Origin of the sequence: Ulvibacterium sp. (genome assembly GCF_028285715.1) — a bacterium.
In the GTDB taxonomy this organism is placed as follows: Bacteria; Bacteroidota; Bacteroidia; order Flavobacteriales; family Flavobacteriaceae; genus Ulvibacterium.
This window is the reverse complement of record NZ_JANQOO010000020.1, coordinates 339388-365700: the sequence shown is the minus strand read 5'-3', so window position 1 is coordinate 365700 and position 26313 is coordinate 339388. Positions and strand designations below refer to the sequence as shown.

Here is a 26313-nt window from a genome sequence, read left to right as displayed (position 1 = left end):
ACCTACAAACACATGCGTAATAGATTTTTGACCTTGTTACTGTTGCTCGGTACGATAGCCTTGAAAGGTCAGGAGCTTACCATACCCCAACTTTCGCAGTATCTGGCGGATAATCCTTTTGTGATGTCCCCTACCTATGCCGGAATTGGAGATCACGTAAAAATTCGAATCAATGGACTTACCCAATGGGTGGGCATCAAGGACGCCCCGGATACGCAATCTCTAGCGGCCGATATGCGAATAGGCGAAAAATCCGGTATTGGAATGCTGTTATATAATGACAGTAATGGAGAGACCAAACAAAGAGGTGCCAGGGTTTCCTTTGCACACCATTTAACTCTGGACCGTTATGACGATGAGTTTCTGTCTTTTGGCGTTTCCTATAATTTTAACCAATTCCGTATTGATATTGAGAACTTTGATGCCTTAGATCCCAACGTTACGGATGACCGGGCCACAACCAACCATAACTTTGATGTTGGGGTAATGTATCGTTATGATAAATTCTACTTTAGTGCAAATGCCTCCAACCTACTGAATAAGGATTTGGAAAGGTTTAATCCTGTTTTTGAGCCCAATAGGCTAAGAAATTATTATGTATACACAGGTTACCGATATACCAAAAACAAAAATAGCCGATTAGAAATAGAACCTTCCGTGTTTTTTCAGCTCTTTGAAAGTGATGGAAGGTCCGTTACCGATTTGAATGTCAAGTTTCGATGGTATGATTTTGAAGATTATTACTATGCTGGTGTCACCTATAGATTTTTGAACGATCAAATTGGAGATCCACTATATATCGCCCCAATAGTAGGGCTTAAAAAGAATAATTTCTACTTCGGATATTCCTATCAGGTAATTCTTAACGAACTACTGGGTTACAGCACGGGAACCCACGTGGTAACCCTAGGGATAGATCTTTTCCAAGGTATCAGCAATTGTAGGTGCACGTATTAAAAATCCTGGTAGTTTTACAGAAGTATTTGAGGTGTGTATACTTAATCCTTTTTCTCGGGGAATCCCTTAAATTTGCACTCATTTTAAATGTGGTCCTGTGGGAAAAGTCAAAGTAGAAAATATAAGGGTGTATGGTCATCATGGTTGCCTAAAGGAAGAAACCGCAATTGGTAGTGAGTATCGTGTTGATGTCTCAATCGATGCGGATCTTTCAAAACCCGCTTTATCGGATCGTCTTTCCGACACTGTGGATTATGTTCATATCAACCGCATTGTAGTAGAGGAAATGAAGGTTCCTTCCAAACTTTTGGAACATGTGGGCATGCGCATCTTAAAACGTATTTTGATGGAATTGCAGATGGTGCTGGAAGCCACGGTTTCCGTATCCAAAATAAATCCTCCAATAGGCGGGGATGTGGAAATGGTTACCGTTGTTTTGACCGAAAAAAGAGTGCCTTAAATTTTTCAATAGTCAAAAACGTCTTACCTTTGCAGTTCGTATCGGCATCGTGGCCGAGTGGCTAGGCACAGCTCTGCAAAAGCTTGTACAGCGGTTCGAATCCGCTCGATGCCTCAACAAAAACCCTCCTTGGTCAGGAGGGTTTTTGATTTTTCCGAAAAATGGTTTTGTCAGTTACCTAATTTGCTCTATACGCTCGATGCCTTTTTCTAGGTCAAATTTGTCCTTAGGTAAAAAACCTTTAATGATCAACACAAGTGCACAAAGAATCAATATGATGCCTAGACCTTTTTTTATTAAATGAATCCGTTTGTGTGTGAGTTTTCTTTTTAGTTGTTTGGCCAATAAAATCTTGAAAATATCCGTAATCAAATAAGCTGTTAACATGGTGGCCAAGAAAATCAATATACGATTTGGGTCATTATCCAAGGAAGGACCTATAATTATCATCACCCCAAGCCAAAAAATCAAGACCCCAATGTTGATGAAATTCAATAAAAAGCCTTTTACAAAAAGTCCCAAATAATCCCCTTTGCTTACCCTAAAGTCGGGTTTGGCCTCTTTGTTTTCCCTCTTTGCAAAGACCCGGATACCATAAACCAACAAAATCATACCTCCAAAGACATAAAGGCCAGGTTGATTGCTTAGGTTTTCCAGCAATTGAAAACTACTAAAATAGGCAATGGTAAGAAAAAGGATGTCCGCAACAATGACACCCATATCAAAGGAAAGAGCCGCCCTAAAACCTTTTATGGCGCTTGTTTCCAAAAGCACAAAGAAAACGGGGCCAATCATAAAGCTTAATAAAAAGCCCAAAGGGATAGCAGCCTGTACATCTTCAAACATGAAATTTGCTTACATTCGGGTTATCTTGCCACCAAACACCGTTTTTTCGTCCATTTTTGTCGGATTTCCATGAACCAGTACTTCTCCTCCAGCTTTTACGGTAGCTTTTACATAGTTCGATGCATATATTTCCGCTCTTGATCCTGCATTTACGTTAACCGTGGAAAATCCGGTTTTTAAATCCTTCCCTTCATATACCCCTCCTGTGTTAATGGCCACATCCTGTAAATCAGATGAACCATTGGCTTCAATGACACCACCGGTTACGGCTTTTACAAGTAGCTGCTCCAATTCTGCTTGTATGGACAGCTCTCCGCCTTCCTGGGCCCTAAGCTCTAAAACGTTCTGTTTTATGGTTTCTTGTGAAGTGATACGGGCATCTTCATTTACGTCGATAACGACCAATTTCTCTGTATAATATAAATCTATAAAAGTTCGGTATCCACTGAAAATCTTATCTATTTGCATTCGTAGTTTTAAGGTACCTCCATTGTTCACAACCGCCACTTTTTCGGTATTGGCCCCGGTAATAACCGCCTTGTTTTCATCTGATTTGATGAGATTTACCGACAATCCATCAAAGGCCTTTATTTGGGTAAATTTATCCAATTCTTTTGTAAGCTTCTCATTTTGAGCACTTATCAATTGAAAATTACATACTAGTACCATTAGCCATATCGACTTTTTCATGATATCAGTTTTTAGGTACAATTGTTTCCTCTAAAACAAAATCTATTCCAAATACAATCCATGTTCATACTTACCTAGAAGTGAAAAGTCCAAATGCCTCTTTATCAAATCTGTTTTCTTCACCATTACAACCACTTCGTCACCCAATTGGTACATTTCCTTGGTCCGCTCTCCCACCAATGCATACTCCTTTTCATCAAAGATATAATAATCACCTTTTATATCCCGTATACGTACCATTCCCTCACATTTATTCTCGATAATCTCCACATAAATACCCCATTCCGTTACGCCGCTAATTACGCCAATAAATTCTTGGTCCTGATGATCTTGCATAAACTTGATCTGCATATATTTAATAGAATCCCGTTCTGCATTTGCCGCCAGGTTTTCCATGTCCGATGAATGTTTGCAACGCTCCTCATAGAGCTCGGAATTTAAAGATTTGCCTTTATCCAAATAGTGTTGCAAAAGCCGATGCACCATTACGTCCGGATATCTCCTTATAGGCGAAGTAAAATGGGTATAATAATCGAAGGCCAAGCCATAATGTCCAATGTTTTCCGTAGTGTAAATCGCTTTGCTCATGCTTCGTATGGCCAAGGTATCCACTAAATTTTGTTCCTTTTTTCCCTTTACATCTTCCAGAAGTTTATTCAAAGAAGCGCTAATGGACTTTTTATCCTTAAAATTTAACTTATGTCCAAATCTAGAGATAATACCGTTCAAGGCCAATAATTTATCTTCGTCTGGATTATCGTGCACCCTATATACAAAAGTCCTTTTGGGTTTATGTTTTCCTATATATTCGGCCACCTTTTTATTGGCCAATAACATAAATTCCTCAATAAGTTTATTGGCATCCTTTGCTTCCTTGAAAAATACGCTCTCCGGTTCGTTATTTTCGGTGAGGTTAAATCGTACTTCTACCTTATCAAATGAAATGGCTCCCTCGTTCATTCGTTTTTTTCGCATTATTTTGGCCAAATCGTCCAAAACAAGAACCGCTTCTACTATTTCACGGGAGACCGTATATTCCTTTTCCCGTATCGATATTTCTTTGGGAATATGGCCTTCTTTGTTTTCAATAATATGTTGTGCCTCCTCATAGGCAAACCGCTCATTGGAATTTATTACCGTACGCCCAAACCATTGGCTCCTTAACTCTGCCTTTTTTGTAATTTCAAAAACAGCGGAGAAGGTATATTTTTCTTCATTCGGTCGAAGGGAACAGGCATTGTTGGATAATATTTCCGGAAGCATGGGGACTACTCTGTCCACCAAATACACGGATGTCGCCCTTTCGTAAGCCTCATCATCCAAAATGGTATTTGGTTTTACGTAATGCGAAACATCGGCAATGTGCACACCAATTTCATAGTTTCCATTTTCCAAAACCCTAAAGGATAGGGCGTCATCAAAATCTTTTGCATCTTTTGGGTCTATTGTAAAAGTCAGGACATCCCTCATATCCCGTCGCCTTGCAATCTCCTCTACTTTTATAGCGGTGTCCAACTTCTTCGAATAGTGTTCCACCTCACTGGGAAATTCGTAGGGAAGACCGTATTCAGCCAGAATCGAATGAATTTCCGTATGGTGTTCGCCTGGTTTTCCCAACACATCGATAATCCTACCATAAGGTGAATCCGCTTCCTCCGGCCAATCGGTCATTTCTACAATTACTTTATCCCCATTGTTGACCGGCAAGTTCTTTAGCCGTTCCTTGGGTACGAAGATGTCCGTATACATGCCAGTGTCCTTTGGACGTACAAATGCAAAATTTCGCTGGATATCCGCTATCCCGACAAATTCGGTTTTATGGCGTTCCAATATCCTTATTATTTCCCCCTCTAATTTTTTTCCCTTTCTACTGGGAGAAACAAATACTTCCACTTTATCCTTATGAAAGGCCTTGTTCAATTTATTATAGGGAACAAAGATATCTTCATCGCTTTCTTCGCTTATCACGTAGGCATTACCCCTTCCAGTAATATCAACAATTCCCGTAAAATGGGATTTAGAGTTTTCCATGGCTCTGTAACTGCCCCGGCCTACTTCTAAAATTCTTTTTTTTTCCTTCAGCTGTCCCAGCCTTTTGATTAGTGCATTTCTGTCTTGGGTATCGATAACCCCTATTTTGGCAGCTATTTGCTTATAGTTGAAGCTCTTCTTGGGTTCTCTTTCAAGCACTGTAAAAATACCTTTGGTAATTTCATTTCTGCGATGATTTCTAGCCTTCTTTTTTCTCTTTGACATTCATTTTTATTTGCATCGAAAATTACGAATTATAATCCACTACCCACTTTCCAAATTCATTCAAAAAAACTATATACGTTTATTAACAGTATTATATAATAATCATTTTTATTTTTTTGTATTAAAATAAATTTGGTAGTAATTATAGGATGTTAATAGTGGGTAAAAATTAAATGGATAAAATTTGCTTTGAACCGAATTATTTTTTTGTATACATTTTTTACCATCGCCTTTTTTTTAAAAATCAATGGTTTATCCTAGTTATCAAACTAGGTTGATAACTTATCTCAACATGTTTTTTTTGAAAATTTAATGTTATTTTAATGTTAATTAGATGAGGAATAGTGGTAATAGCATGCTTTTATTTTTTTAAATGTTATTTGCTCGTTCTAGTAATTGTTTTGTAAAGCAACTTTCATGATAGACGGCAAAATTTTAGAAGTATATTTTTTACGAATCTTATTAACAGATAATGAATTGATAATTACGGGTAATGAACAAATGGAGAAACGCTTTAGATTTACTGTGCTAGCTCCGTATTTTGTACATTTGTTTACAAATCAAATTGCTATACCATGAAGATATCCATAGGAAACGACCACGCAGGTACCGAGTATAAATTGGCTATAATCGGGCTTTTAAAATCAATGGGCAAAGAGGTGATAAATCATGGAACGGACGGGGCCGATGGTGTAGATTATCCGGATTTTGTACATCCAGTGGCGGAAGATGTTGAAAACGGCAAGGCGGATTATGGCATTGTGGTCTGCGGAAGTGGTAACGGTGCGTCCATGACCGCCAACAAGCATCAAAAAATACGCTGTGCCCTGTGTTGGACCAAAGAAATTGTGGAGTTGGCCAGGGAACATAATGATGCCAACATCCTCAGCTTGCCCGCGCGTTTTATTTCATTACCCCAGGCATTACAGATGGTAAGGACTTTTTTTAGTACGGAATTTGCCGGTGGACGTCACGAAAGGAGAATAGAAAAGATTCCTTGTAAATAATCAATTGGACTATAGGTCTTTTGAACGGCAGCAATGGGGCATATACATCACAATCACTCCCATCCTGATGTAAAGGGAAGAAACCTGATTATTTCCATATTTCTCAATGTACTTATTACCGTTTCACAAGTTATAGGAGGCTTGGTATCGGGAAGTCTCGCTTTACTTTCCGATGCACTTCACAACTTTAGTGATGTGATGTCCTTGGTTATAAGCTATATTGCGAACGTACTTTCCAAAAAGGAGGCCTCCACAAACAAGACTTTTGGCTATAAACGGGCCGAAATAATTGCGGCATTCGTAAACTCTGCTGCACTTATTATTGTTGCCATTGTTTTGATAAAAGAGGCCATAGAACGTTTCTTAAGTCCCCAGGATATAGAATCCGACTTAGTAATCTGGTTATCGTTATTGGGAATTGCAGCAAACGGCTTCAGTGTTTTCCTTTTGAAAGGCACCACAAGCAACAATATGAATATGAAATCGGCCTATTTGCACTTATTGACGGATATGATGGCTTCAATCGCCGTTTTAATCGGTGGGCTGCTCATGAAATTTTATCGGGTATATTGGGTAGATACCGCCCTAACTTTGGCGATAGCGCTATATCTTATTTATATGGGATACGATCTTCTTAAGAATTCAACACGGGTATTGATGTTGTTTACGCCCCATACGATTCAGGTCCAAAAAATTGTGGAAACCATTAAGCGGATAAAACCCGTACGAAATGTACACCATGTGCATATTTGGCAATTGAACGAGGAAGAGGTACATCTTGAAGCCCATATTGATTTCAAGGAAGATATAAAATTATCCGAATTTGATATTATTTTGGAACGGATAGAGGAGGAGATGTACCATAAATATGGTATCAACCATGTAAATATTCAACCAGAATTTGGTAAGTGCGACAGTAAAAATGTAATCGTTCAGGATTAATGTTACATATCTCAGTAAAAAGTTTTCAAGAGCTTTCCAATACCGAATTATACGGGATTTTGCAATTGCGTTCCGAGGTTTTCGTTGTTGAGCAACAATGTGTTTATCAAGATTTAGACGAAAAAGACCAAAAAGCACTTCATGTAATAGGTCATAACAGAGGAAGTATTGTAGCCTATACACGCATATTTAGACCGGGAGATTACGTAGAAACCGCTAGCATCGGCAGGGTGGTGGTTAGGTCATTGGAACGTAAATACGGTTATGGAAAGGAAATTATGAGAGCGTCCATTCAGGCTATCGAGGAGCATTTTGGTGAAAGAATAATACATGTTTCGGCTCAGTTATATTTGGAACGCTTTTATCATGAACTGGGATTCGAACAGATAGGGAAAGGATATCTGGAAGATGGAATTCCACACATTGGCATGTTACGGCAATGAACAAAAAGGGTTAGTGGTTCTTGACCTATGTGTTTTGTTTTCTTAAATTTTTATAGGCTTTTTGTTGGTGAGATTAATTTCCTCCAAAAGGGTATCCGTAAATTTATAGTGCCCTTTTGTGGTTATAATTCGGAACCTATCTGATTTCATACGGGTAAGGGTATCTAAAAATAGCCATTTCGTTTTCAGCAGACGAGGTTTTTCCGATTTTAGGCTAATGTCAAAGAAATATTTCATGCCATTTTTAACGGCAACGATATCCGGTGTAATCCGGTTTCCACTCTCTTTTCTAAGATAGGATTTTGGGCATTCGTAACCTTCTAAGTCGGCTTTGATATTCTCATAACCTGTAGCCTCTAAATAATGGATGGATTTTTCCAAAAACTTTCTGTTCTCTAATTTTTCCAAACGTATCATAAGAGATAAAATAATGGAAAAAATCGGCAACACCAAATTTTACGTACTGATTAACAGTAACTTATGATTTCAAAACATAAAAAACCAATTGTTGTTCACCCATATTTTTTTCTGATCGAATACACGGGAATAATGTAAAGACTAGCCAATAACGGTCATTTCGTTTAGCGTAAATTCTTCGATAGCACCTTCGGTAGCTTTTCTATAATCGGAAATATGGGAATTATTAATGTGTTTTTGCCATAGTTCCCGAGTGGTCCAGTTTTCATAGAAAAGGAATAGATTTTCATTATCATTATCCTGATGAAGGTCATAGTTGATACAACCCTCTTCCCTATGAGTAATATCAATTAATTTGAGAAGTTCATTTTTAACAAATTCCTTCTTCCCAGGTTTGACCAAAATTCTTGCGATAACGGTTAATTGACTGTTGCCCATGATTTGATAATTATTAAAATTTCAGATTTTTAGGTTTGTCTATGTTGATAATTGAGAGATTCCCCAATTTTCATTACCACCCCGACCACGAGCGCATTGCCCATAAAAAAAGCCCTTTTGGTATCGGAAACACCTTCTAATAAGGTGTGATTATCCGGAAACATGTTCAATCGTTCCAATTCTATGGGAGTTAATCTTCTCAATCCCTTAGAGGTATGTATTACATGCTTAAATCGCGATGGGCTTTTGCCCCCTTCGCCTGTTATAATGGTGCGTGACGCATTGTCCAATACGTCAGGAAAAACCATTCCTCCCTCACTGTACTCATAAGTAAATCCATTTTTGGCGGTTCTAACTTCTTTTTTGGCACCTTTGAGGTATTCCCACTTCGGAAGATTTTGTTGGGAAATAAAAAATTCCTTGGTAACATCGCCATTCTGAAGCACATCGCCTAGCAACACGCGTTTACCATCATAATTTGGGAAGGTTTTACAGGTAATTACTTGTCCCTTTGCAAAAAATCCAGTGTTCTGAAAAGGGGATAACTTTCCATTTTTATTAAAGGTATTGGAGATTGAAATTAGACTTTCCTCCATAACAAAAGAGCTAGTTATTTGGGCAGGCTTCTTAACGGGAAAAGCCCGGGCCATGGTTCCTGTGTAATGCAGCCATTCGGTTTTCTCCGCATTCTTCAAAGATGTAAAAATTGGGGATGATTCATGATACCCAACAAAGAAAACCCTTCTTCTTCTTTGGGGCATGCCGTAATCTGCAGCATTGATGATTCGCCATTCTACGGCATAACCAAGTTCCTCTAAACTTTTGAGCATAATGGCAAAATCTCTTCCGCGCTGCGAAGAAGGGGATTTCAACAAACGATCCACATTTTCAAAAAATAGATACTTGGGCTTTTTTTTCTTCTCCGACAGTATACGGTGGATGCTCCACCATAAAACCCCCTTTTTTCCAATAAGCCCTTTGGAATTTTGAAGTGTAGTTGCAACGGAATAATCTTGACAGGGAAATCCACCAACCAATACATCGGCATCGGGAATATCCGAGATAGGCACTTCGGCGATATCCTGGTTACTATGATTTTTGCTTCCGAAGCGCGCTTCATATACCTTGGAAGCATGCTGTATTTTGGTTCCGGGTTCCCATTGGTTGCTCCAGACCACTTCATAAACCCCGGTTTTTTCTAGCCCCAATCTAAAACCGCCAACTCCAGCAAAGAGTTCTATAACCTTAAGCTTTTTCATTGAGGCTAAAATTAGACAAAAAGGATAAATTAAGATTAGCTTCCAAACATATCAGGAAATAGGGATTGGACAATATCCTTATTTTTACAGAAAACTAACGGAATGAATTTCAAGACCAACATCTTTATAACGGCTTTGGCACTTGCTTTTTTAGGAGCCTGTGAAGTACCTAATGAAGAAAAAGCACCCCTTCAAGAACAAATATCCGCAGTTAAATCAAAATTTGCCCCGGATAAACGTGTCGCTTTGTTCAATGTAAAAGCACTAAGAGAAAACGATGACCTTGTTTTAAAAGGAGAGAGCGATTTGCCTGATGCCATCGCCGCACTTAAAGAGCAATTAACCAAGGAAAACATTGAGTTTTTGGATAGTATACAACTATTACCCGCTCTGGATTTGGGAAAGAAAACCAGGGCGGTAATCAACATATCGGTAGCCAACCTTCGTAGTGAACCGAAGCATTCGGCAGAACTAGTGACCCAGGCTACTTTGGGTACCCCGGTAAAAGTGTTGAAAAAACAGGGAAGTTGGTATTATGTACAAACACCGGACAAATATCTGTCCTGGGTAGATGACGGAGGTATTGAATTGATGGACCCTGAGCGTGTCGATCAATGGATGGCCAACGACAAAATTATTTATAAGGAAATCTACGGACATTCGTATAAAGACCGTGATAAGCAACAAATGGTATCCGATTTGGTGGCCGGCAATGTTTTGGAGGCTCTGGGGGATACGGATAAGTTTTACACGGTAGCCTATCCTGATGGCAGACAGGCCTATATTCCAAAGAACGAGGCACAAGATTATGAGGAATGGCTGGAAAACCTGAATCCTACTATAGAAGATTTGGTGAATACTTCCCGAACCTTTATGGGAGTCCCATACCTATGGGGCGGTACCTCTACCAAGGGGATGGATTGTAGCGGGTTTACCAAAACAGTTTATTTCCTGAATGGTATGGTAATCCCAAGGGATGCTTCACAGCAGGTCCGCACTGGGGAGCCCATAGATTCTACTCAGAACTTTGATAATCTGAAAAAAGGCGATTTACTTTTCTTTGGAAGAAAGGCAACAGATTCCACCTCAGAAAAAGTAGTACATGTTGGTATGTGGATAGGCAACAACGAATTTATTCACGCCTCGGAAATGGTCCGTATTAGTAGTATGGACAAAGATGCCCCGAATTTTGATGAATGGAACCATAGCCGATATCTCAGAACCCAACGCGTTTTAAAGCAGGAAGATGAAGGATTGATAAACCTTGTCCAAACGCCATTATTCAAAGACTAGAATTTAGAGATATCGCTTTTATGGAGAAGGAGATTTCTGAATACTCCAATGCAAAAAAAAAGATCTTAAGCATTTTTTATAGGAAGGATTATCCGATTACCTAAGAGCCCGAACCAAAGACCACCTTCAAATGCGTCGCATCTGGCCTTCGGTTTTTACCAAATAAGCTTACAACAATATAGGTAAGCATTGAGACTAAAAATGCCGGGATAATTTCATGAATGTCTTCCCAGCCCTCAAAGTTGAATCTAAAGGCAAAACGCCAAACAACGTTGACTACCATTCCCACGACCATAGAGCTAAGTGCCCCCAAATCCGTGCCCCATTTTAAATACAGACCGCCAAAAATGGCTGGAAAAAAACTGGCGGCGAAAACGGCGCCCGCAAAGGCGGTCAACTCCACGATACCGGCCATGGGATACAGGGTAAAGAGATACACTAGAACACAATAAACGGCCATAAACCATTTAGTCCTGGGAATAATCTTAGCTTCAGGCATAGGCTTTACCACATGCCAAATGTCCTTTACAAAAGCGGTTCCTATGATAATTATGACCGATGCCAAGGAAGACATTCCCGCTGCAAATAGACCGGCAACACAAATACCACTGACCCATTTGTTATCAAACTTGTCCAACATAAAGCCTACAACCTCATCCGTATCCTGTATTAAATATGCGGCTTCCGTAGTTGATGCCATTCCATGGACAAGGGCCCCAAGACCCATAACACAGACCAAGGAAACACCTAGGAAAACGGGAGTCCATATCATGGCGAAACGCATACTTTTGGCATTGTTCACCGAATAAAACCGAATAAGATTTTTAGGTTCCGAAATCTGTTTCATGCCGACAGCCAACCCTATGCCTAAAATATATAGGAATGAAACCAGTTCGCCGAAAGTGACCAACCCGGATTTCATGGGTGCACCGGCTTTCGTCAAGTGATAGGTTTGACCGATGGATTCCATAAGGTTGTCCAAACCCCCGGCATAGAAAAACGGAATGGACAGCATTAAAATGGCCACCCCGAACATGATTATGCCCTGGATGGCATCTGTCCAAAGCACGCTATACATTCCGCCCCAAATGGTGTAGGCGCAAGTAATGGCGATAATGGCAAAGGCCCCATATTCATAAGGAATATCCAGAACCGAAGTAAGCACATGGGCACATCCTTTGGCAATGCCCACCATATACCACAACGTTGCGAATAGGATGATTAGAGCCGAAAGCACACGAATACTTTTGGCCAGCGAACTCTTGTAACGCAAATGAAAGTAATCCGGAATGGTAAAGGATTTTAAACGTGCCGTCTGAAAACGCATTCTGGGCCCTAATAATTGCCAGGAGATGATACAGAAAAAGGTCCATATTAACCCCATCCAAGCCCAAGAAAGACCATATTCAAAGGATTTCCCCGCCTGACCTATATACGTATTTGTACTGGCCGAAGTAGAAAAGAAAGCCAAGGAAATCACCCATCCCGGGATTTCGCGTTTTGCCACGTAATACCCCGCCACGCCTTGATTGGCTTTTTTCTTAAAATACCAGCCGATATACAAACAGCCCAAGACATAAAATGTCGTGAGGAACAAGGTTACAAAATGCTCTTGAAAATAAGCCATCAATGCTCTGGGTTATGGTCACTTTCATCTACGGTGATATCTCGCTTTAGCACCAACAAAGCATTGATGATCACTAAAACAATAATCCCGATGTAGGGGAGAAGGGTCAGGAAATTCATAGTTTAATTCCAGTTTTTGTTTTACCATTAAAACTTTTGAAATATGTTCTAAAGGCAAAGGAACTTAAAACATTTTCTTTAGCTCATTCTTGGTTACCTTACCCAAAACATTTCGAGGCAAGGTCTTTCTAACGATATAATTTCTGGGAATCTTATACCCTGGTAATTGTTCCTTCAACCATTCGGAAATTTTTTTGGTGTCGATAGCTTCGCCCTTGGTAACCAAACAGGCGGATACTACCTCGCCCCATTCCTCATCGGGCAAGCCTACAACCGCACTATCCTGAACCATGGGGTGTTTTCGTAAAACATCCTCAATCTCTAAGGCCGATATTTTGTAACCCCCGGATTTAATGATATCCACACTATCGCGTCCTAGAATTTTATATAACCCGTTGTTCAACATGCCGATATCTCCTGTAATAAACCAGCCATCCTTGGTAAACGCCTTTTTTGTTGCTTCCGGTTTTTGCCAATACTCCTTAAAAACACTGGGACCTTTGATTTGAAATGCGCCGGCCTCGTTTTCACCTACGATTTTATCTTTACTATCAACCATACGCATTTCAACGCCGGGTAAGGGTAAGCCGACATGCCCTGGCCTTCTTTCCCCGCGATAGGAATTTGAAAGGCCCATTCCAATTTCCGTCATCCCATAGCGCTCCAACAAGGTCTGCCCCGTTATTTTTAGCCACTTCTCCAAAACGGGTATGGGTAATGCTGCGGATCCGGAAACCATTAACCGAAGTTGGGATGCGGCCCCGGACATTTCTTCTTGTGCCATCTCGGAGGCGTTATCCCAAAAAGCGATAAGTTTATGGTAGATTGTCGGTACTGCCATAAATAAAGTTAATCGACCAGATATAATAACGTTCCATACACTTTCGGCTTCAAATTTGGGTAGAAATTCGCAACAGGCCCCGCTCCATAATGCGCAGCTCATCACGTTGATAATGCCATGCACATGATGTAGGGGAAGTATATTTAGGATATAATCGTCCTGTTGCCATTCCCAAGCAGTTACCAAGGTGGTAATTTGTGCTTGAATATTGGCATGTGTGGTAACCACCCCTTTGGGCTTGCTAGTGGTACCACTGGTATAAAGAATCATAGCCCTTTGTTCCATACGGACATCCGGAAGCGTTGTTGATCGATTTTGGAAAATGGATTCCAAGGCAACTAAGGAAACACCAATCTGTTTTTCCAATGGGGATAGGAAATCGATATAATCCGGATGGGCGATTACCATTTCGGGCTGTGTATCCTCCAACACATATTGAATGGAAGGTAATGGGTGTAGCACACAAAGTGGAACAGCGATACCTCCCGCCATCCAAATACCCCACTGCACCGCTGTGTACTCAAAGGAAGGAGGTACAAGGAAGGTAATACGGGCCTCTCCCAAATGGCCTCTTCCGTCCAAAAGATTCGTTGCAACCCTGTGCGCCGACTCCAATAATTGGCCGTATGTATAAGAGCTTCCATTGGAAACCAAAGCTTCTCGATTGGTAAAGCTTTTGGCTCTTTCTATAAGTTGAATCATTTATAAGTTAATCGTAGTGCAACAACATCCTGTTGGCCGTCTTTCATAGATAGCAATGCATCTACAAGTGAATCAATTTTACAATTCTACTGTTTTCCCTGTTCGAAACGACTCGTCTGCGGCAAGTACAATACGTAGACTGTTTACGGCATCGCGCAAATGATTGCTCAAATCCATGTCTTCGGTTATGGCCCTAAGAAAGTATTCCTGTTCCAAAAGGCAAAGCCCATCATGATCAGGCTCGTCCGAGGTGTCAATTATTTCGTCCGCTTTCGCAAAATTTCCGTTTTCGTCCGTGGCCGCATGATGAAGTTTTAAGGCCCCTGTCTTGGAATGATCATCAACACTGTCACTATCCCCTTTGGCTTCGTCCACAATCGAGACACATCCCTTAGGTCCAATTACGTCCTTGACAAAAAAGGCGGTCTCACTCATCATAGGCCCCCAACCGGCCTCGTACCAACCGACGGAACCATCTTGAAACCGTACTTGTAGCTGTCCGTAATTGTACATTTGGGTATCGATTTCATCGGAAAGCCTAGCTCCGATTGCACTAACGCTTACAGGAACGGACTCCGTCATCAAACACATAACATCTACATAGTGTACCCCACAATCCACAATAGGCGACATGCTATTCATCAATTGTTTATGGGTGTACCAGTTGCTACCGGAACTCTGTTGGTTCAGGTTCATGCGCATCACCAAAGGTTTTCCAAGGGACCTGGCTACTTCTACAAATTTTGCCCAGGCCGGATGTACCCGAAGGATATAACCAACCACCATTTTCTTCCCTTTTTCTTGGGCCAGATCTACCAAACTTTGCGCTTCTTCTACGGTTAAGGCCAAAGGCTTTTCTACGAACACATGAGCGTTCGCGTTTAAGGCCATCTGGATATATTCGCCATGTGTATCCGGATAGGTATTTATGGATACGGCATCTGGTTTGGCTTCTTCCAAGGCCTTGGCATAATCTCCATAGGTAGGATATCCTCCCAATTCTTGGGATAACCGTTCCCTGCTCTCGGGCTTTCTACTTACCAGACCAACAATTTCAAAACCCTCTATTTGGTGATAGGCCCGGGCATGACTGGTTCCCATATGGCCACAACCCACGACCAAAACTTTTATTTTGTCCATTTTTCGATTTTTGAGTGCTATATTTATTGGAAAGTTAACAAACCTGATGAAATTGACAACCCCTACCGTAAGTAAGTTTTTAGGAATCGTTTTGATTCTCGGTACCGCTGCGTTGTTTGCGGCAGCAACCTTTCCCGAAGGAGAAGAAATAAGCACACCATCTGGACGACCTAACATCCTTTTTTTAATTGCCGATGATTGGTCCTATCCACATGCCGGGGCGTATGGCAATTCGGTTGTCCGTACTCCTACGTTCGACTTTTTGGCAAACGAGGGAGCGGTTTTTGAAAATGCCTATTGTGCCGCACCCTCCTGTTCTCCATCGCGGGCCAGTATTTTGTTGGGCAGGTATCCCCACCAATTGGAAAGTGCCGGCAATCTATGGTCCATAATTCCGGATAAATTCCCCAATTGGATGTCGCTCTTAAAGCAATCCGGGTACCTTACCGGGAAGAGTCGCAAAGGCTGGGGACCAGGTGATTTTAAAGCTGGGGGATATGAACACAATCCTGCCGGGAAGGATTATCCTGACTTTAAGACTTTCCTGAAAGATAGAAAAGACAATCAGCCTTTCGCCTATTGGTTCGGCAGTGGTGATCCGCATCGGATCTATGAAACGAATACGGGAGTAAGATCTGGAATGGACCAAGACAGGGTCAATGTTCCGGGATTTTTGCCTGATACACCCTGTGTGCGCAATGACATCCTCGATTATTATTTTGAAGTGGAACGCTTTGATCGGGAATCAGGAAATATCATCGAAGTTTTGGAACAGCAAGGGCTATTGGATAACACGATTATCGTTATGACCAGCGATAATGGCATGCCCTTCCCCCGCGCCAAGGCCACGCTCTATGATTATGGTACACGGATGCCGCTGGCCCTGTATTGGAAAGATCATATAGAAGGAGGAAAACGTATTGGCGATTTTATGAACTTTATCGATTTTGGCCCCACTTTTTTGGATGCCGCTGGATTGGAAATCCCTGAGGCTTTTAGTGGGAATAGTTTGCTAGAACTATTTGATGAGGGCAATGGACCGAAAACTGACCGCAGCAAAGTCTTTGTGGAACGGGAACGACATGCCAATGTTCGCAAGGGGGATTTAAGCTATCCGTCACGAGCGATTCGCACTAAGGAGTTTCTATACATCAAGAATTTCGAACCCGATCGTTGGCCCGCAGGAGACCCGGAAGTACATCAGTCCGTGGGGCAGTATGGGGATGTGGACAACTCCATCTCCAAATTCCAGATTATGGCCATGGAAGGAAAGCCATCTGACGAGGACTATTTTCACTTGGCCTTTGGCAAACGACCCATGGAAGAATTATATGTATTGGCCGATGACCCCTATAACTTAAAAAATGAAGTTGACAACCCGAAATACAAAAAGATACGGGATGAATTGAGCAAAGAACTCAAAAACTGGATGGAGCATACCAACGATTTGAGGGCCAAGGAACCGCAAACCACCTATTGGGACAACGTATTCTACACCCCTGATTACCAAATGAAGAACTATGATTTAGACGAAAAAATCAGAGCGTATCGCATGTTGTTAAGGGACCGGGGCACATTTAAGGAAGCTCCCTGTATTAACTAAGTTTAGGTCATTCTAGGGCAAACGCTATAATCTGGTTGCCTTTTTCCGTTCCTAATTTTTCACCTCCACAGGCAATGGCAATATACTGTTTCCCGTTTACCTCATACATAGCAGGTGTTGCAAAGGCGGCTGCGGGTAGCTTGTACTCCCAAAGCAGTTCCCCGGTATGTTTATGGAACACCCTAAAATACCCGTCTCGGGTAGCACCGATAAATAAAAGGCCATTTTCGGTTACAACAGGTCCTCCGTAGTTTTCCGTGCCGATACCGATTCCTTCGTCACCCAACTCCGGGGTGTTTCCGAAGGGGATGGACCAAATGTATTCCCCGGTGTTCAAGTCAATGGCATGCATTGTTCCCCAAGGGGGCTTTATTGCCGGCAACCCGTTGGCATCTACAAATTTGTTATAGCCCAAATGTTTATATGGAATAGCTATAGAATCATTTTGGGCCGTTTCCTCGGCAACACTATGCTGTACTTCCTCATCGAATAGAAATCGTAAAAGCGCATCCATCTCTTCCTTTGGAATCTGCGGGAAACCTGTCATCATGCCCTTTCCTTTTGCAATAATGGCGGAAACTTCCTCTTTGTCCTTTTCGAATTGTAGGTTTAGCAACGAAGGAAAACCACTGACTTCCATCCCTTTTCTGTCTGCCTGATGGCAAGTAACACAATATTTGTTGTATACACCTTGGCCCAAAGGCAATCCGGCATAATCATTTTGGGCAATACTCATTTGTAGCATGCGTGGCATCTCGTTCGAATTCACATAGAGAATTCCGTTATGGGGATCCGCTCCGGCCCCTCCCCATTCAGCGGCTCCGTCATATCCAGGTAAAAGAATCACAGGGTCCAAACTTGGAGGGGCATAGATACGTTTGTCGGCGGTTCTTAGAAGTTCCCGCAGTTCTTCTTGGTTTTCTGCATAAGGGCTTACACTATTCTCGGACAATTCTGTGGATTGACGCGCAAAGGGCTTTGGTTTTATGGGAAAAGGTTGAGTGGGCCAAGTTTCCTCGCCCTCCAAAATGGTTTGGGGCACGGGGTGTTCCTCAATGTCGAACAAGGGTTCGCCTGTCCTTCGATCAAAAACATAGACAAAACCTTGCTTGGTGATTTGGGCGACAGCAGGAACTTTTTTGCCATCCCGCTCAACTGTAAGGAGATTGGGTGGGGCGGGGAGGTCTCGATCCCAAATATCATGATGTGTAAATTGAAAATGCCAAATCCGATCGCCCGTATCACCATTCAAGGCCACCAGACTATTGGCATACAAATTGCTCCCTTTTCGAACACCCCCATAAAAGTCTGGAGCGGCCGATCCCGTGGGTACATAAATGATTCCTGCTTCCTCGTCTACGGCCATGCCGGCCCAATTATTCGCAGCACCAACCAGCGGACTCTCCCTAGGGTCTTCTTCACCCCAGGAATCATACCCTTCTTCATCCGCTTCAGGAATGGTATGGAATACCCATTCTACGGCCCCGGTAATTATATTAAAGGCCATAACATCTCCTGGTGGTGCTCCAGGACCCTCGGATAATCGTAAAGGCATTACAATAATATCCTTGTAAACGGTCCCTGGGGTATTTGAAATCACAAATTTACTTTGAGCGGATTCAGGTAATCCTGAACGCATGTCTACCTTGCCGTTATCCCCAAAAGTTGGTACTGGCTTTCCGGTTAAGGCATTCAAAGCATATAAATCGGAACCCCGGGTATATAAAATGCGCTTGTCCTCTTCCTTTTCCCAATAGGAAACGCCACGGCTTGTGGAATGCCAAACTTTTACGGAATCTCCAAATTGCCATATTTCCTCTCCTGTTGCGGCATGTAGGGCCACAACCCGCATGGCCGCCGTAACTCCATAGAGAATGGTATCGGCAACAATAGGGTTCATTTGCATCTGACCCCAATCCGCAGCCTCATATGACCAGGCTACCTTTAAATCCCTTACATTCTCCGCGGTTATTTGGGATAGGGTGGAGTAGTGGCTCCGTCCTGGATCTCCTAAATAGGAGGACCAAGTGACGTATGGGTTACTAGAGCGATTTGTTTTTTCGGAAGGCTCGCAACTTGTAAAAAGAAGTAGTGCGATTATGATTGTGGAAAAGAGGGAACGAAGAAGTTTGGACGGCATCGATACGCGGGAATTAGTTTTTCTAAAAATACGGAAAAACAAAGTATTTTTTGCGCTTAGCATATTCAAGAAAAACCAAGACCTTGAATTCCGCCGGCAATTCCACTTTTCACAAAGGAGCTATTAAAGAATACTAGTGGACGAATGGTTGTTTGTTAGCGTACTGCAAATACCGATTCCACCATGGCCGAAGCCCCTAAGGCCTTATTTCTGGCGGATGGGGATGTTCCTCCTATATGTATTTTGAATTTTCCTTTTTCAAGTACTTTTTTTCCTTCGTTATTTACCAGTTCCATCATTTCCGGGGTAATAGTAAAGGCTATGGATTGCGATTCTCCAGGATTTAGTCGTATTCGCTGGAACCCTTTTAAGGCATGAAAGGGTACTTCAACCGACGCTTCCACATCCGATATATAGAGTTGTATTACCTCCTCGGCCGCATATGTTCCGGTATTGGTCACCTCAAGTTGTACGTTTACCGATTTACCTCTTTTTATTGTATTCTTTTCCAGAGTGATGGGACCATATTCAAATGAGGTATAGGATAATCCAAAACCAAAGGGAAACAACGGTTCTTTTTCCAAGTAGCGATAGGTACGTCCCTTTAATGCGTAGTCTTCAAAAGGAGGAAGGTCTTCCAAGACCTTAACGAAGGTCAAAGGTGATCTCCCGGACGGAACCGCATCTCCAAATAGAATATCTGCCATGGCCTCACCACCTTGTTCTCCAGGGTACCAGGCATAAACGAGGGCATCCGCCATTTCATAAACTTCGGGAACGGCCAAGGCACTCCCCGCCGTTAGTACGACAATCAATTTTTTAGCCTTGGCCCTTATTTTTTTTAAATAATCGATTTGGTTTTGGGGCAGCTTTATTTCCTTCCGATCGCCCAAATGGTTCGAGAGTATGGATTCGCCTTCCTCGCCTTCGATAAGTTGGGAAATACCCATAAAGGCAATGGTTACCTCCATACGTTCCGCCTCACCGGAAAACCAGTCCATAGGATTGTTATTAGGACGATCTAACAAAGCACCCTGGCGATAGAGTACCGATGTTTGTGGACTTACCTTACCTACGATTCCTTCCAAGAAAGTTTTTAGATCGTCGCTTAGTCCATAATAGTTGGCCAATAAGGCTTGGGCATGTGTGGCTGTAGGACCAGTAACGAAAATGCCATTGATATCCTTGTCCAAGGGCAGGGCCTTATTTTTGTTCTTAAGTAGCACAATGGATTTCGTAGCTGCTTCCTTGGTCAAGGCTATATGTTCTTTGCTACGTATTTCCTCGGGGCCAATGGCATCAAAGGGCGTACTGCCCACAGGATCAAAAAGCCCTAGTTTAAAACGGGTGGGTAACAGTTCGCGAAGGTTGTTATCTATTTCCGCCTCTGTGGTAAACCCCTGACTTATAGCATTTAAAAGTTCAGGGTACGTATCTCCGCAATTGAGGTTGCAACCCTCATTTATGGCTAAGGCGGCTGCTTCCGGTGCGGTTCCGACAATATTATGCCCATTAAAAAAGTCCCGAATGGCCCAACAATCCGATGTGAAATAGCCCTTAAAACCCCATTGCTGGCGTAGTACATCTTCCATCAGATAGGGATGTGCACAGGCCGGGTCACCATTTACTCGATTGTAGGCACCCATTACGCCCTCTACATTGGCATCCTTGACCAATGCTTCAAATGCGGGCAGGTAGGTTTCCCAAAGGTCTTTTTGGCTTACGGTAGCATCAAAGACATGCCGCAATTTTTCCGGACCGTTATGTACGGCGTAATGTTTGGCCATTCCGGCCGCTTTTAAATATTTGGGATGGTCGCCCTGAAGTCCTTTGACAAAAGCCGTACCTATTTGAGCGGTCAAATAGGGGTCTTCCCCATAGGTTTCCTGACCTCTTCCCCAGCGGGGATCCCGAAAAATGTTCACGTTGGGTGACCAAAAAGTCAAACCCTGGTAGATCCCGCGACGACCATGGGCCGAGTTCGCATTGTATTTGGCTCGGGCTTCCGTACCAATAACATCCCCAATTCTATGAATCAAATCGGTATCCCAAGTAGCGGCAAGGCCTATCGCTTGTGGAAACACCGTGGCTCTACCGTTGCGGGCAACACCATGTAAGCATTCGTTCCACCAATTGTATTCCGGTATACCCAAACGCTCTATGGCCGGGGAATTATAACGAAGTTGATTTATTTTTTCCTCTAGGGTCATTAGCGAAATGAGGTTATTCACCCGCTCATCCATAGAAAGTGCTGGATTTTGGAAATCGTGTTGCTGAGCTAAACCCAAAGGTGGAATGAGCAAAGACAGAAATAAGAGCGTTCGAAGATAGAAACTAATCTTTTTCATGACGAGAAGAATTTTTTAAAGATGTGCCGTTTAAAACTTAAAAATACCGTTTTAAAATGGACCGTACCGACTCGTAGTACGATCTGCCGAACAAATTTAGGTGCACTAGTAAGTAATAAAGCTGATATATGTCAGTTCGTTCATTCTCAAAAGGTTGTTTGGAAAAATGCTCCCAATAGGCATCATAAAAAGCGGAATGAAATCCTCCGAAAAGTCGGGTCATGGCAATATCCACTTCATGATGACCATAGTATACGGCCGGATCGATCAAATAAGGCTTTCCATCCTGCGAGATAAGATAATTTCCGCCCCACAAATCACCATGCAATAGGGCCGGTTGGGTTTTTGGGAAAAGATTTTGGCAGGTAGCGGAAAGCTTTGTTTCGGACGGGACATCCGATACACCAAGCTGCTTGTTATCCATAGCCATTTTAATCTGGGGGAGGAGCCGCTCATGAACGTAAAACTCGGACCATTGGGAATGTGCGCTATTTTCTTGAGGCAGGCTTCCAATAAAATTATCGGTCTCCCACCCATAGAAATCGGATGGGGAAGCCCGATGCAATGCTGCCAATTGATGTCCCAATTTTGCCATATCTTTTTGGGAAGCCCTGGTAGGCTTGATATATTCCATAATCAGAAAAGCGCCTTTTTCCAAAGGTTCACAGAGCAAGACATTTGGCGCAGCCACGGCCTTGGTCTTGGAAATCGCTTCCAAACCCATCCTTTCGGCCAAAAACATTTTGTGGGCATTACTGCCATGATTCACTTTACAAAAGAAATGCTCGTTTTCCGTTTCCAAGAGATAAGCTTGAGAAATATCACCGCCTGAAAGTGAACGGACCTTTTCAATGTTTATGCAAAGCAGATATTCAATATGTGCTTTTAACGATTTTTGCATATCTGTAAATTTAAGATCATTTTGATTCTTTTGAGACCTATTCCAGACTAATCAAAAAATACGGGCTAGTCTTTGCTCGGAAGCTGGCCAAATAGAAAATTTCAGGAGTATGTTCCTTTTGAATCCTCAGCCAATTATTAACTATATTGTAAGTTCATAAAAACCAACAATGTCGCAATTTGCCGAAAATGTATCAAAACGCCTCTTCTCCTTGGATGTTTTTAGAGGGCTTACCATGTTTCTCTTGATTGCCGAGGCCGCAGGTTTCCATCATAGTTTTGTGGAACTAACGGAGGGAACTGCTTTTTCCGGTCTTGCGCATCAATTGGAACATCATCCGTGGAACGGTCTTCGGTTTTGGGATCTAATACAACCTTTTTTCATGTTTATTGTGGGGGTAGCCATGCCTTTTTCTCTACGGAAACGATTGGCTTCCGGAAGCCGTGCAGATGCGAATAAGCACATCCTTAAGCGCTGTTTTTTGCTGTTTAGTTTTGGGGCATTATTGCACTGTGTCTATGCACATGCCCTTGTTTGGGAGCTTTGGAACGTTTTGGTGCAATTGGCCTTCACAATACTGATCGCTTATGCCATTATGCACCTTCCACATAGGTTCCAAATCGGCATGTCGATTTTGCTCTTGATTTTGATTGAAATACTATATCGTACATATAACCCATCTGCCCCATATATAAAGGGCCATGATAGTTTTGGTTCCTTTGTGGATATGTTGGTCATGGGCAAGACCAACGGAGGTTATTGGGTTTTTGTGAATTTTATACCAACGGCGGCGCATACCATATGGGGTGTAATTTGCGGACAGGTGTTGCTTTCAAAAATTCCCGAAAGAGATAAAATAAAACCTTTTTTACTATGGGGGACGGTAATTCTAGCTTTGGGGTTTGCCTTGGATTGGCTTAATGTTACCCCCATAATAAAACGTATCGCCACGTCTTCCTTTACCTTGGCCTCTGGTGGGTTTGCCATTCTCACCTTGGCCCTTTTTTATTGGGCGATAGATATGAAGGACAACCATAAAAAATGGCTTAGGACTTTTTCGGTAGTGGGGACCAATTCAATTTTTATCTATCTTTTTGCAGAAACGGTAGGCCATCAATGGTTCCGAGATTTTGGAAAAATATGGACGGAAGGTCTTTTGGCCCCCCTGGGCATACCCCAAAATTGGATAATGGTTATCAATTCAGTGTTTGTTCTTTTTATCTTTTGGTATCTTACCTATTTTTTGGATAAAAAGAAGGTGTATTTTAAAGTATAATGCCATTACCCCAAGAAAACTTTTCATTCCATAGAAACGTTAAATTATATGCGATGACCCGTTGTACCTTAAGCATTTCATATCTTGCCCTAAGTTTTTTGCTATTTTCTTCCTGTGCCACGCAAAAAAAAGCAACTTCGGATAAGGGTTGGAAAACCTTGTTCAATGGGAAAAATTTGAAGGGTTGGACGACCAAGATCCATCATTACGAGGTAGGGGACAACCATGGCGATACCTTTCGTGTGGAGGATAGCATCATAAAAGTGCGATATGACCAATATGAAGGGGATTTTAATGACCGTTTTGGACACTTGTACTATGATACCCCGTACTCGTATTTTCATTTACAGCTCGATTATCGTTTTGTAGGCGAACTCCATCCTGGGGCTCCGAGCTATACCTTGAAGAATAGCGGTGTAATGTTCCATTCGCAAGATCCCAGAACAATGCTGAAGGAGCAAAACTGGCCCATTTCGGTAGAGATGCAATTTTTGGCAGGTATTGAAGCCGGGCAATCCAGACCTACGGGTAATATGTGCTCACCGGGCACCGAAGTGATTTTTGAAGGGGAGCTTTATCCTGGACACTGTTTGAATTCCAGTTCCAAGACGTATTACGGTGACCAATGGGTAAGGGCTGAGCTTATTGTACTTGGAGACTCTTTAGTCACCCATATTATTAATGGCAAAAAGGTCTTGGAATATACCCAACCTCAGATAGGAGGTGGAGTCGTTGAAGGATTCGATCCGAAAATAAAGAAGGACGGACAACTTTTAAAGGAGGGCCTTATTGCCTTACAAAGCGAGGGCCAGCCTATTGATTTTAGAAATATAAGGATAAAAAATTTAAAAGGATGTATGAATCCCAAGGCCAAGAATTTTGGGAAACACTACATCAAGCCGGATAATAAAAAGTGTGTATATTAAAACTGATTTAGCACAAATCCTCGGGATATTTGCCGGCCGTCATCCAACCACCATCTACATTGATAGTTAGGCCGTTGATATGGGAAGCTTCATCCGAAAGAAGAAAAAGACAGGTTTTTGCAATATCCTCAGGGGTACCCACACGACCGTTGGGATTCAATTGGGACCAGGTTCCTTCGTAGTCCGGCTGTTCTTCCTTGGTCCGCTCCGTTAAGGTAGCCCCTGGGGCTACAACGTTTATCAGAATGCGATGTTCTGCAAGTTCATAGGCCAAGTTAATAGCCATCATTCGCAGGGCGGCTTTGGTCATGGCGTAGGTTGTCAAATTACGATAGGCCCGTATCCCTACTTGGGACGACATCAAAACCACTTTGCCCCCCTTTCCTTGTTTGATCATTTCCTTGGCCGCGCGTTGTACCAGGAAGAAGGCGCCCTGCATATTGAGACGCGTTACCTTTTGAAAAGATTCTGGTGTAAAGTCCAGAAAATCACCAAAAAGTGTGATTCCCGCATTTGGTACGATAAAATCAATTTTTCCGAATCGCTCAATGGTAAAATCGACCATTTCGTTGATAAAGACTACATCTCCGGCATCCCCCGGAAAGGGAAGACAGCTATAGGGATATTTGGCATTAATTTTATCGGAGGCGGCTTGAGCCTTATCCTCATGGATATCGTTTAAAATGATTCTCGATTCGGCAGCCGCCAAAAGCTCTACAATGGCATATCCAATACCCTCACCTGCACCGGTTACAATGGCTACCTTGTTTCGTAAACCCGAGTATTTCATGAACTGTTTTTAAAATAGGTTATGGGCATACCCTTTACCTGGGATTCATGGACAAAGAGCCCACCACTTAAAGGGAATTCTTCCAGCTGATTTTGCGAAAGACCGCTCCTTGCCGTAGTAATATACAAGGTTTTTAAATCATTTCCACCAAAACAACAGGAAGTCACGTGAGGAGCTTCAACGTCTACCTGTTCCAATACTTCACCGGTATTTGGATTCCATCTACGAACGCAATTTCCACCCCAATGGGCAATCCAAAGCATATCCTCGCTATCAATACTCATCCCATCCGGTCCGCCAAAATCCCGGGGAATAGAAAAAGCAACCTGTTTGTTCGTAATTTCACTGGTAGCGATATCGTAACCATATCGCCAAACCTCATATGCGGTGGTATCTATATAGTAAAATGTTTTTTGATCGGATGTCCATGCCATACCGTTGGAAATTGAAGTATCGGCAATATGTTGGGTAGTATTCATTAGAGTATCCACTCGATAAAGGTTGCCCATTTTTTGGGCGGCGTTTTTACACATGCTCCCTATCCAAAAATTGCCATTGGGATCAACTTTACCATCGTTATACCGCATTTCAGGATTGGAATTCTTAAGCACGGGAAGTCTAATCAATTCTTCGTTGTCCAAATTAAAAGTAGCCAACCCGGATTCCAGGGCCAGGAGTACAGTTCCGTTCTCAACAGGGACCGCAGCTCCCAACATTCCGTCAAACGTCCACTGTTTTTGTTTACTATCATTCGGATTAAAAAAAAGTAGGCTGTTGCCCTCGATATCTACCCAGAGCAGATGTTGTTTTTTCCAGTCCCAAACAGGGCCTTCTCCCAAAACGGATCGGGAATCCAATAATAAACGGGCATTGGCGATTTTCATAGCACTTT

The 26313-nt window shown here is 42.3% G+C and carries 23 protein-coding genes and 1 tRNA gene; 10 read left to right on the top strand and 14 right to left on the bottom strand.

The annotated features are described in order from the left end of the window. Window positions 1-12: 12 nt before the first annotated feature. The 3 genes from Q0993_RS13055 to Q0993_RS13045 all read left to right on the top strand — a co-directional run bounded on the left by Q0993_RS13055 (window position 13) and on the right by Q0993_RS13045 (window position 1531). Entirely contained in the window at window positions 13-957 is a 945-nt protein-coding gene (locus tag Q0993_RS13055; RefSeq protein ID WP_299533644.1) for a type IX secretion system membrane protein PorP/SprF, read from the top strand. Window positions 958-1054: 97 nt separating this feature from the next. Continuing rightward, window positions 1055-1417, top strand: a complete 363-nt coding sequence (folB, locus tag Q0993_RS13050) for a dihydroneopterin aldolase (protein WP_299533641.1) — start codon at window positions 1055-1057, stop codon at window positions 1415-1417. A gap of 43 nt (window positions 1418-1460) precedes the next feature. Continuing rightward, window positions 1461-1531, top strand: a tRNA-Cys gene (locus tag Q0993_RS13045). 60 nt (window positions 1532-1591) lie between these two features. Here Q0993_RS13045 and Q0993_RS13040 read toward each other — a convergent pair. From Q0993_RS13040 to rnr, 3 genes are read right to left on the bottom strand one after another with little or no spacing between them, the layout of a single operon-like run. Further along, window positions 1592-2263 (bottom strand): LysE family transporter, encoded by a 672-nt coding sequence (locus Q0993_RS13040; protein ID WP_299533638.1) that lies wholly within the window; start codon window positions 2261-2263, stop codon window positions 1592-1594. Between the two features lie 9 nt (window positions 2264-2272). Then, a complete protein-coding gene (locus tag Q0993_RS13035) occupies window positions 2273-2953 on the bottom strand; it encodes a head GIN domain-containing protein (RefSeq protein WP_299533636.1) in 681 nt (226 codons plus the stop codon). A 42-nt stretch (window positions 2954-2995) separates the two neighbouring features. Continuing rightward, a complete protein-coding gene (gene rnr / locus Q0993_RS13030; protein ID WP_299533634.1) occupies window positions 2996-5209 on the bottom strand; it encodes a ribonuclease R in 2214 nt (737 codons plus the stop codon). 575 nt (window positions 5210-5784) lie between these two features. On the opposite strand from rnr, the gene Q0993_RS13025 reads away from it, so the two are divergent. From Q0993_RS13025 to Q0993_RS13015, 3 genes are read left to right on the top strand one after another with little or no spacing between them, the layout of a single operon-like run. Beyond that, on the top strand, window positions 5785-6216 hold the full coding sequence (locus tag Q0993_RS13025; protein ID WP_299533632.1) for an RpiB/LacA/LacB family sugar-phosphate isomerase: 432 nt from the start codon (window positions 5785-5787) through the stop codon (window positions 6214-6216). A 33-nt stretch (window positions 6217-6249) separates the two neighbouring features. Beyond that, entirely contained in the window at window positions 6250-7158 is a 909-nt protein-coding gene (locus Q0993_RS13020) for a cation diffusion facilitator family transporter (RefSeq protein ID WP_299533630.1), read from the top strand. Next, the gene (locus tag Q0993_RS13015) at window positions 7158-7601 is read left to right on the top strand and encodes a GNAT family N-acetyltransferase (RefSeq protein WP_299533628.1); all 444 of its coding nucleotides are present in this window, start codon (window positions 7158-7160) and stop codon (window positions 7599-7601) included. Before Q0993_RS13020 ends, Q0993_RS13015 begins: the two co-directional genes overlap by 1 nt. A 42-nt stretch (window positions 7602-7643) precedes the next feature. Here the strand turns inward: Q0993_RS13015 and Q0993_RS13010 are convergent, their stop codons facing one another. The 3 genes from Q0993_RS13010 to dcm form a co-directional block, all read right to left on the bottom strand. Continuing rightward, on the bottom strand, window positions 7644-8018 hold the full coding sequence (locus tag Q0993_RS13010) for a hypothetical protein (protein ID WP_299533626.1): 375 nt from the start codon (window positions 8016-8018) through the stop codon (window positions 7644-7646). A gap of 141 nt (window positions 8019-8159) precedes the next feature. Continuing rightward, window positions 8160-8456 carry a putative quinol monooxygenase gene (locus Q0993_RS13005; protein WP_299533623.1) on the bottom strand — a complete coding sequence of 99 codons (297 nt, stop codon included), beginning with the start codon at window positions 8454-8456 and terminating at the stop codon, window positions 8160-8162. 29 nt (window positions 8457-8485) lie between these two features. After that, the gene (gene dcm, locus Q0993_RS13000) at window positions 8486-9715 is read right to left on the bottom strand and encodes a DNA (cytosine-5-)-methyltransferase (protein WP_299533621.1); all 1230 of its coding nucleotides are present in this window, start codon (window positions 9713-9715) and stop codon (window positions 8486-8488) included. Between the two features lie 102 nt (window positions 9716-9817). On the opposite strand from dcm, the gene Q0993_RS12995 reads away from it, so the two are divergent. Beyond that, window positions 9818-11008, top strand: coding sequence for an SH3 domain-containing C40 family peptidase (locus Q0993_RS12995; protein WP_299533619.1), 1191 nt, complete (start codon window positions 9818-9820; stop codon window positions 11006-11008). Window positions 11009-11108: 100 nt separating this feature from the next. On the opposite strand, the gene Q0993_RS12990 is transcribed toward Q0993_RS12995, so the two are convergent. From Q0993_RS12990 to Q0993_RS12980, 3 genes are all read right to left on the bottom strand, one after another. Next, complete coding sequence (locus Q0993_RS12990; protein ID WP_299533617.1) at window positions 11109-12635, bottom strand: hypothetical protein; 1527 nt, start codon at window positions 12633-12635, stop codon at window positions 11109-11111. 183 nt (window positions 12636-12818) lie between these two features. After that, complete coding sequence (locus Q0993_RS12985) at window positions 12819-14297, bottom strand: acyl-CoA synthetase (RefSeq protein WP_299533616.1); 1479 nt, start codon at window positions 14295-14297, stop codon at window positions 12819-12821. 78 nt (window positions 14298-14375) lie between these two features. Beyond that, window positions 14376-15437: a Gfo/Idh/MocA family oxidoreductase gene (locus tag Q0993_RS12980; protein ID WP_299533615.1), complete on the bottom strand. Its 1062-nt coding sequence runs from the start codon at window positions 15435-15437 to the stop codon at window positions 14376-14378. A 46-nt stretch (window positions 15438-15483) separates the two neighbouring features. Here Q0993_RS12980 and Q0993_RS12975 point away from each other — a divergent pair, with 46 nt between their 5' ends. Beyond that, entirely contained in the window at window positions 15484-17040 is a 1557-nt protein-coding gene (locus Q0993_RS12975) for a sulfatase (RefSeq protein WP_299533614.1), read from the top strand. Window positions 17041-17047: 7 nt separating this feature from the next. Here Q0993_RS12975 and Q0993_RS12970 read toward each other — a convergent pair whose 3' ends face one another. The 3 genes from Q0993_RS12970 to Q0993_RS12960 form a co-directional block, all read right to left on the bottom strand. Then, window positions 17048-19180, bottom strand: a complete 2133-nt coding sequence (locus Q0993_RS12970; protein ID WP_299533613.1) for a pyrroloquinoline quinone-dependent dehydrogenase — start codon at window positions 19178-19180, stop codon at window positions 17048-17050. 155 nt (window positions 19181-19335) lie between these two features. Further along, on the bottom strand, window positions 19336-21528 hold the full coding sequence (locus Q0993_RS12965) for a glycoside hydrolase family 3 N-terminal domain-containing protein (RefSeq protein WP_299533612.1): 2193 nt from the start codon (window positions 21526-21528) through the stop codon (window positions 19336-19338). Window positions 21529-21565: 37 nt separating this feature from the next. Next, complete coding sequence (locus Q0993_RS12960) at window positions 21566-22429, bottom strand: fructosamine kinase family protein (protein WP_299533611.1); 864 nt, start codon at window positions 22427-22429, stop codon at window positions 21566-21568. Window positions 22430-22598: 169 nt separating this feature from the next. On the opposite strand from Q0993_RS12960, the gene Q0993_RS12955 reads away from it, so the two are divergent. Both Q0993_RS12955 and Q0993_RS12950 read left to right on the top strand, forming a co-directional pair. After that, window positions 22599-23705, top strand: a complete 1107-nt coding sequence (locus Q0993_RS12955) for a DUF5009 domain-containing protein (RefSeq protein WP_299533610.1) — start codon at window positions 22599-22601, stop codon at window positions 23703-23705. A gap of 53 nt (window positions 23706-23758) precedes the next feature. After that, window positions 23759-24631, top strand: coding sequence for a DUF1080 domain-containing protein (locus tag Q0993_RS12950; RefSeq protein WP_299533609.1), 873 nt, complete (start codon window positions 23759-23761; stop codon window positions 24629-24631). Window positions 24632-24638: 7 nt separating this feature from the next. On the opposite strand, the gene Q0993_RS12945 is transcribed toward Q0993_RS12950, so the two are convergent. After that, the gene (locus Q0993_RS12945) at window positions 24639-25421 is read right to left on the bottom strand and encodes an SDR family NAD(P)-dependent oxidoreductase (RefSeq protein ID WP_299533608.1); all 783 of its coding nucleotides are present in this window, start codon (window positions 25419-25421) and stop codon (window positions 24639-24641) included. Further along, window positions 25418-26305: an SMP-30/gluconolactonase/LRE family protein gene (locus tag Q0993_RS12940; RefSeq protein WP_299533607.1), complete on the bottom strand. Its 888-nt coding sequence runs from the start codon at window positions 26303-26305 to the stop codon at window positions 25418-25420. The genes Q0993_RS12945 and Q0993_RS12940 overlap by 4 nt, the downstream gene beginning before the upstream one ends. Window positions 26306-26313 lie beyond the last annotated feature (8 nt).

Bases quoted from the DNA above. Each gene is read 5' to 3' on its own strand.
- Q0993_RS13015 (WP_299533628.1), top strand. From the start codon at position 7,158: ATGTTACATATCTCAGTAAAAAGTTTTCAAGAGCTTTCCAATACCGAA.
- Q0993_RS12995 (WP_299533619.1), top strand. From the start codon at position 9,818: ATGAATTTCAAGACCAACATCTTTATAACGGCTTTGGCACTTGCTTTT.
- Q0993_RS13020 (WP_299533630.1), top strand. From the start codon at position 6,250: ATGGGGCATATACATCACAATCACTCCCATCCTGATGTAAAGGGAAGA.
- Q0993_RS13025 (WP_299533632.1), top strand. From the start codon at position 5,785: ATGAAGATATCCATAGGAAACGACCACGCAGGTACCGAGTATAAATTG.
- Q0993_RS12960 (WP_299533611.1), bottom strand. From the start codon at position 22,429: ATGCAAAAATCGTTAAAAGCACATATTGAATATCTGCTTTGCATAAAC.
- Q0993_RS12940 (WP_299533607.1), bottom strand. From the start codon at position 26,305: ATGAAAATCGCCAATGCCCGTTTATTATTGGATTCCCGATCCGTTTTG.
- Q0993_RS13035 (WP_299533636.1), bottom strand. From the start codon at position 2,953: ATGAAAAAGTCGATATGGCTAATGGTACTAGTATGTAATTTTCAATTG.
- Q0993_RS13010 (WP_299533626.1), bottom strand. From the start codon at position 8,018: ATGATACGTTTGGAAAAATTAGAGAACAGAAAGTTTTTGGAAAAATCC.
- Q0993_RS13040 (WP_299533638.1), bottom strand. From the start codon at position 2,263: ATGTTTGAAGATGTACAGGCTGCTATCCCTTTGGGCTTTTTATTAAGC.
- Q0993_RS13055 (WP_299533644.1), top strand. From the start codon at position 13: ATGCGTAATAGATTTTTGACCTTGTTACTGTTGCTCGGTACGATAGCC.
- Q0993_RS12950 (WP_299533609.1), top strand. From the start codon at position 23,759: ATGACCCGTTGTACCTTAAGCATTTCATATCTTGCCCTAAGTTTTTTG.
- rnr (WP_299533634.1), bottom strand. From the start codon at position 5,209: ATGTCAAAGAGAAAAAAGAAGGCTAGAAATCATCGCAGAAATGAAATT.
- Q0993_RS12965 (WP_299533612.1), bottom strand. From the start codon at position 21,528: ATGAAAAAGATTAGTTTCTATCTTCGAACGCTCTTATTTCTGTCTTTG.
- Q0993_RS12975 (WP_299533614.1), top strand. From the start codon at position 15,484: ATGAAATTGACAACCCCTACCGTAAGTAAGTTTTTAGGAATCGTTTTG.
- Q0993_RS13005 (WP_299533623.1), bottom strand. From the start codon at position 8,456: ATGGGCAACAGTCAATTAACCGTTATCGCAAGAATTTTGGTCAAACCT.
- dcm (WP_299533621.1), bottom strand. From the start codon at position 9,715: ATGAAAAAGCTTAAGGTTATAGAACTCTTTGCTGGAGTTGGCGGTTTT.
- Q0993_RS12970 (WP_299533613.1), bottom strand. From the start codon at position 19,180: ATGCCGTCCAAACTTCTTCGTTCCCTCTTTTCCACAATCATAATCGCA.
- Q0993_RS12980 (WP_299533615.1), bottom strand. From the start codon at position 15,437: ATGGACAAAATAAAAGTTTTGGTCGTGGGTTGTGGCCATATGGGAACC.
- Q0993_RS12945 (WP_299533608.1), bottom strand. From the start codon at position 25,421: ATGAAATACTCGGGTTTACGAAACAAGGTAGCCATTGTAACCGGTGCA.
- Q0993_RS12955 (WP_299533610.1), top strand. From the start codon at position 22,599: ATGTCGCAATTTGCCGAAAATGTATCAAAACGCCTCTTCTCCTTGGAT.
- Q0993_RS12985 (WP_299533616.1), bottom strand. From the start codon at position 14,297: ATGATTCAACTTATAGAAAGAGCCAAAAGCTTTACCAATCGAGAAGCT.
- Q0993_RS12990 (WP_299533617.1), bottom strand. From the start codon at position 12,635: ATGGCTTATTTTCAAGAGCATTTTGTAACCTTGTTCCTCACGACATTT.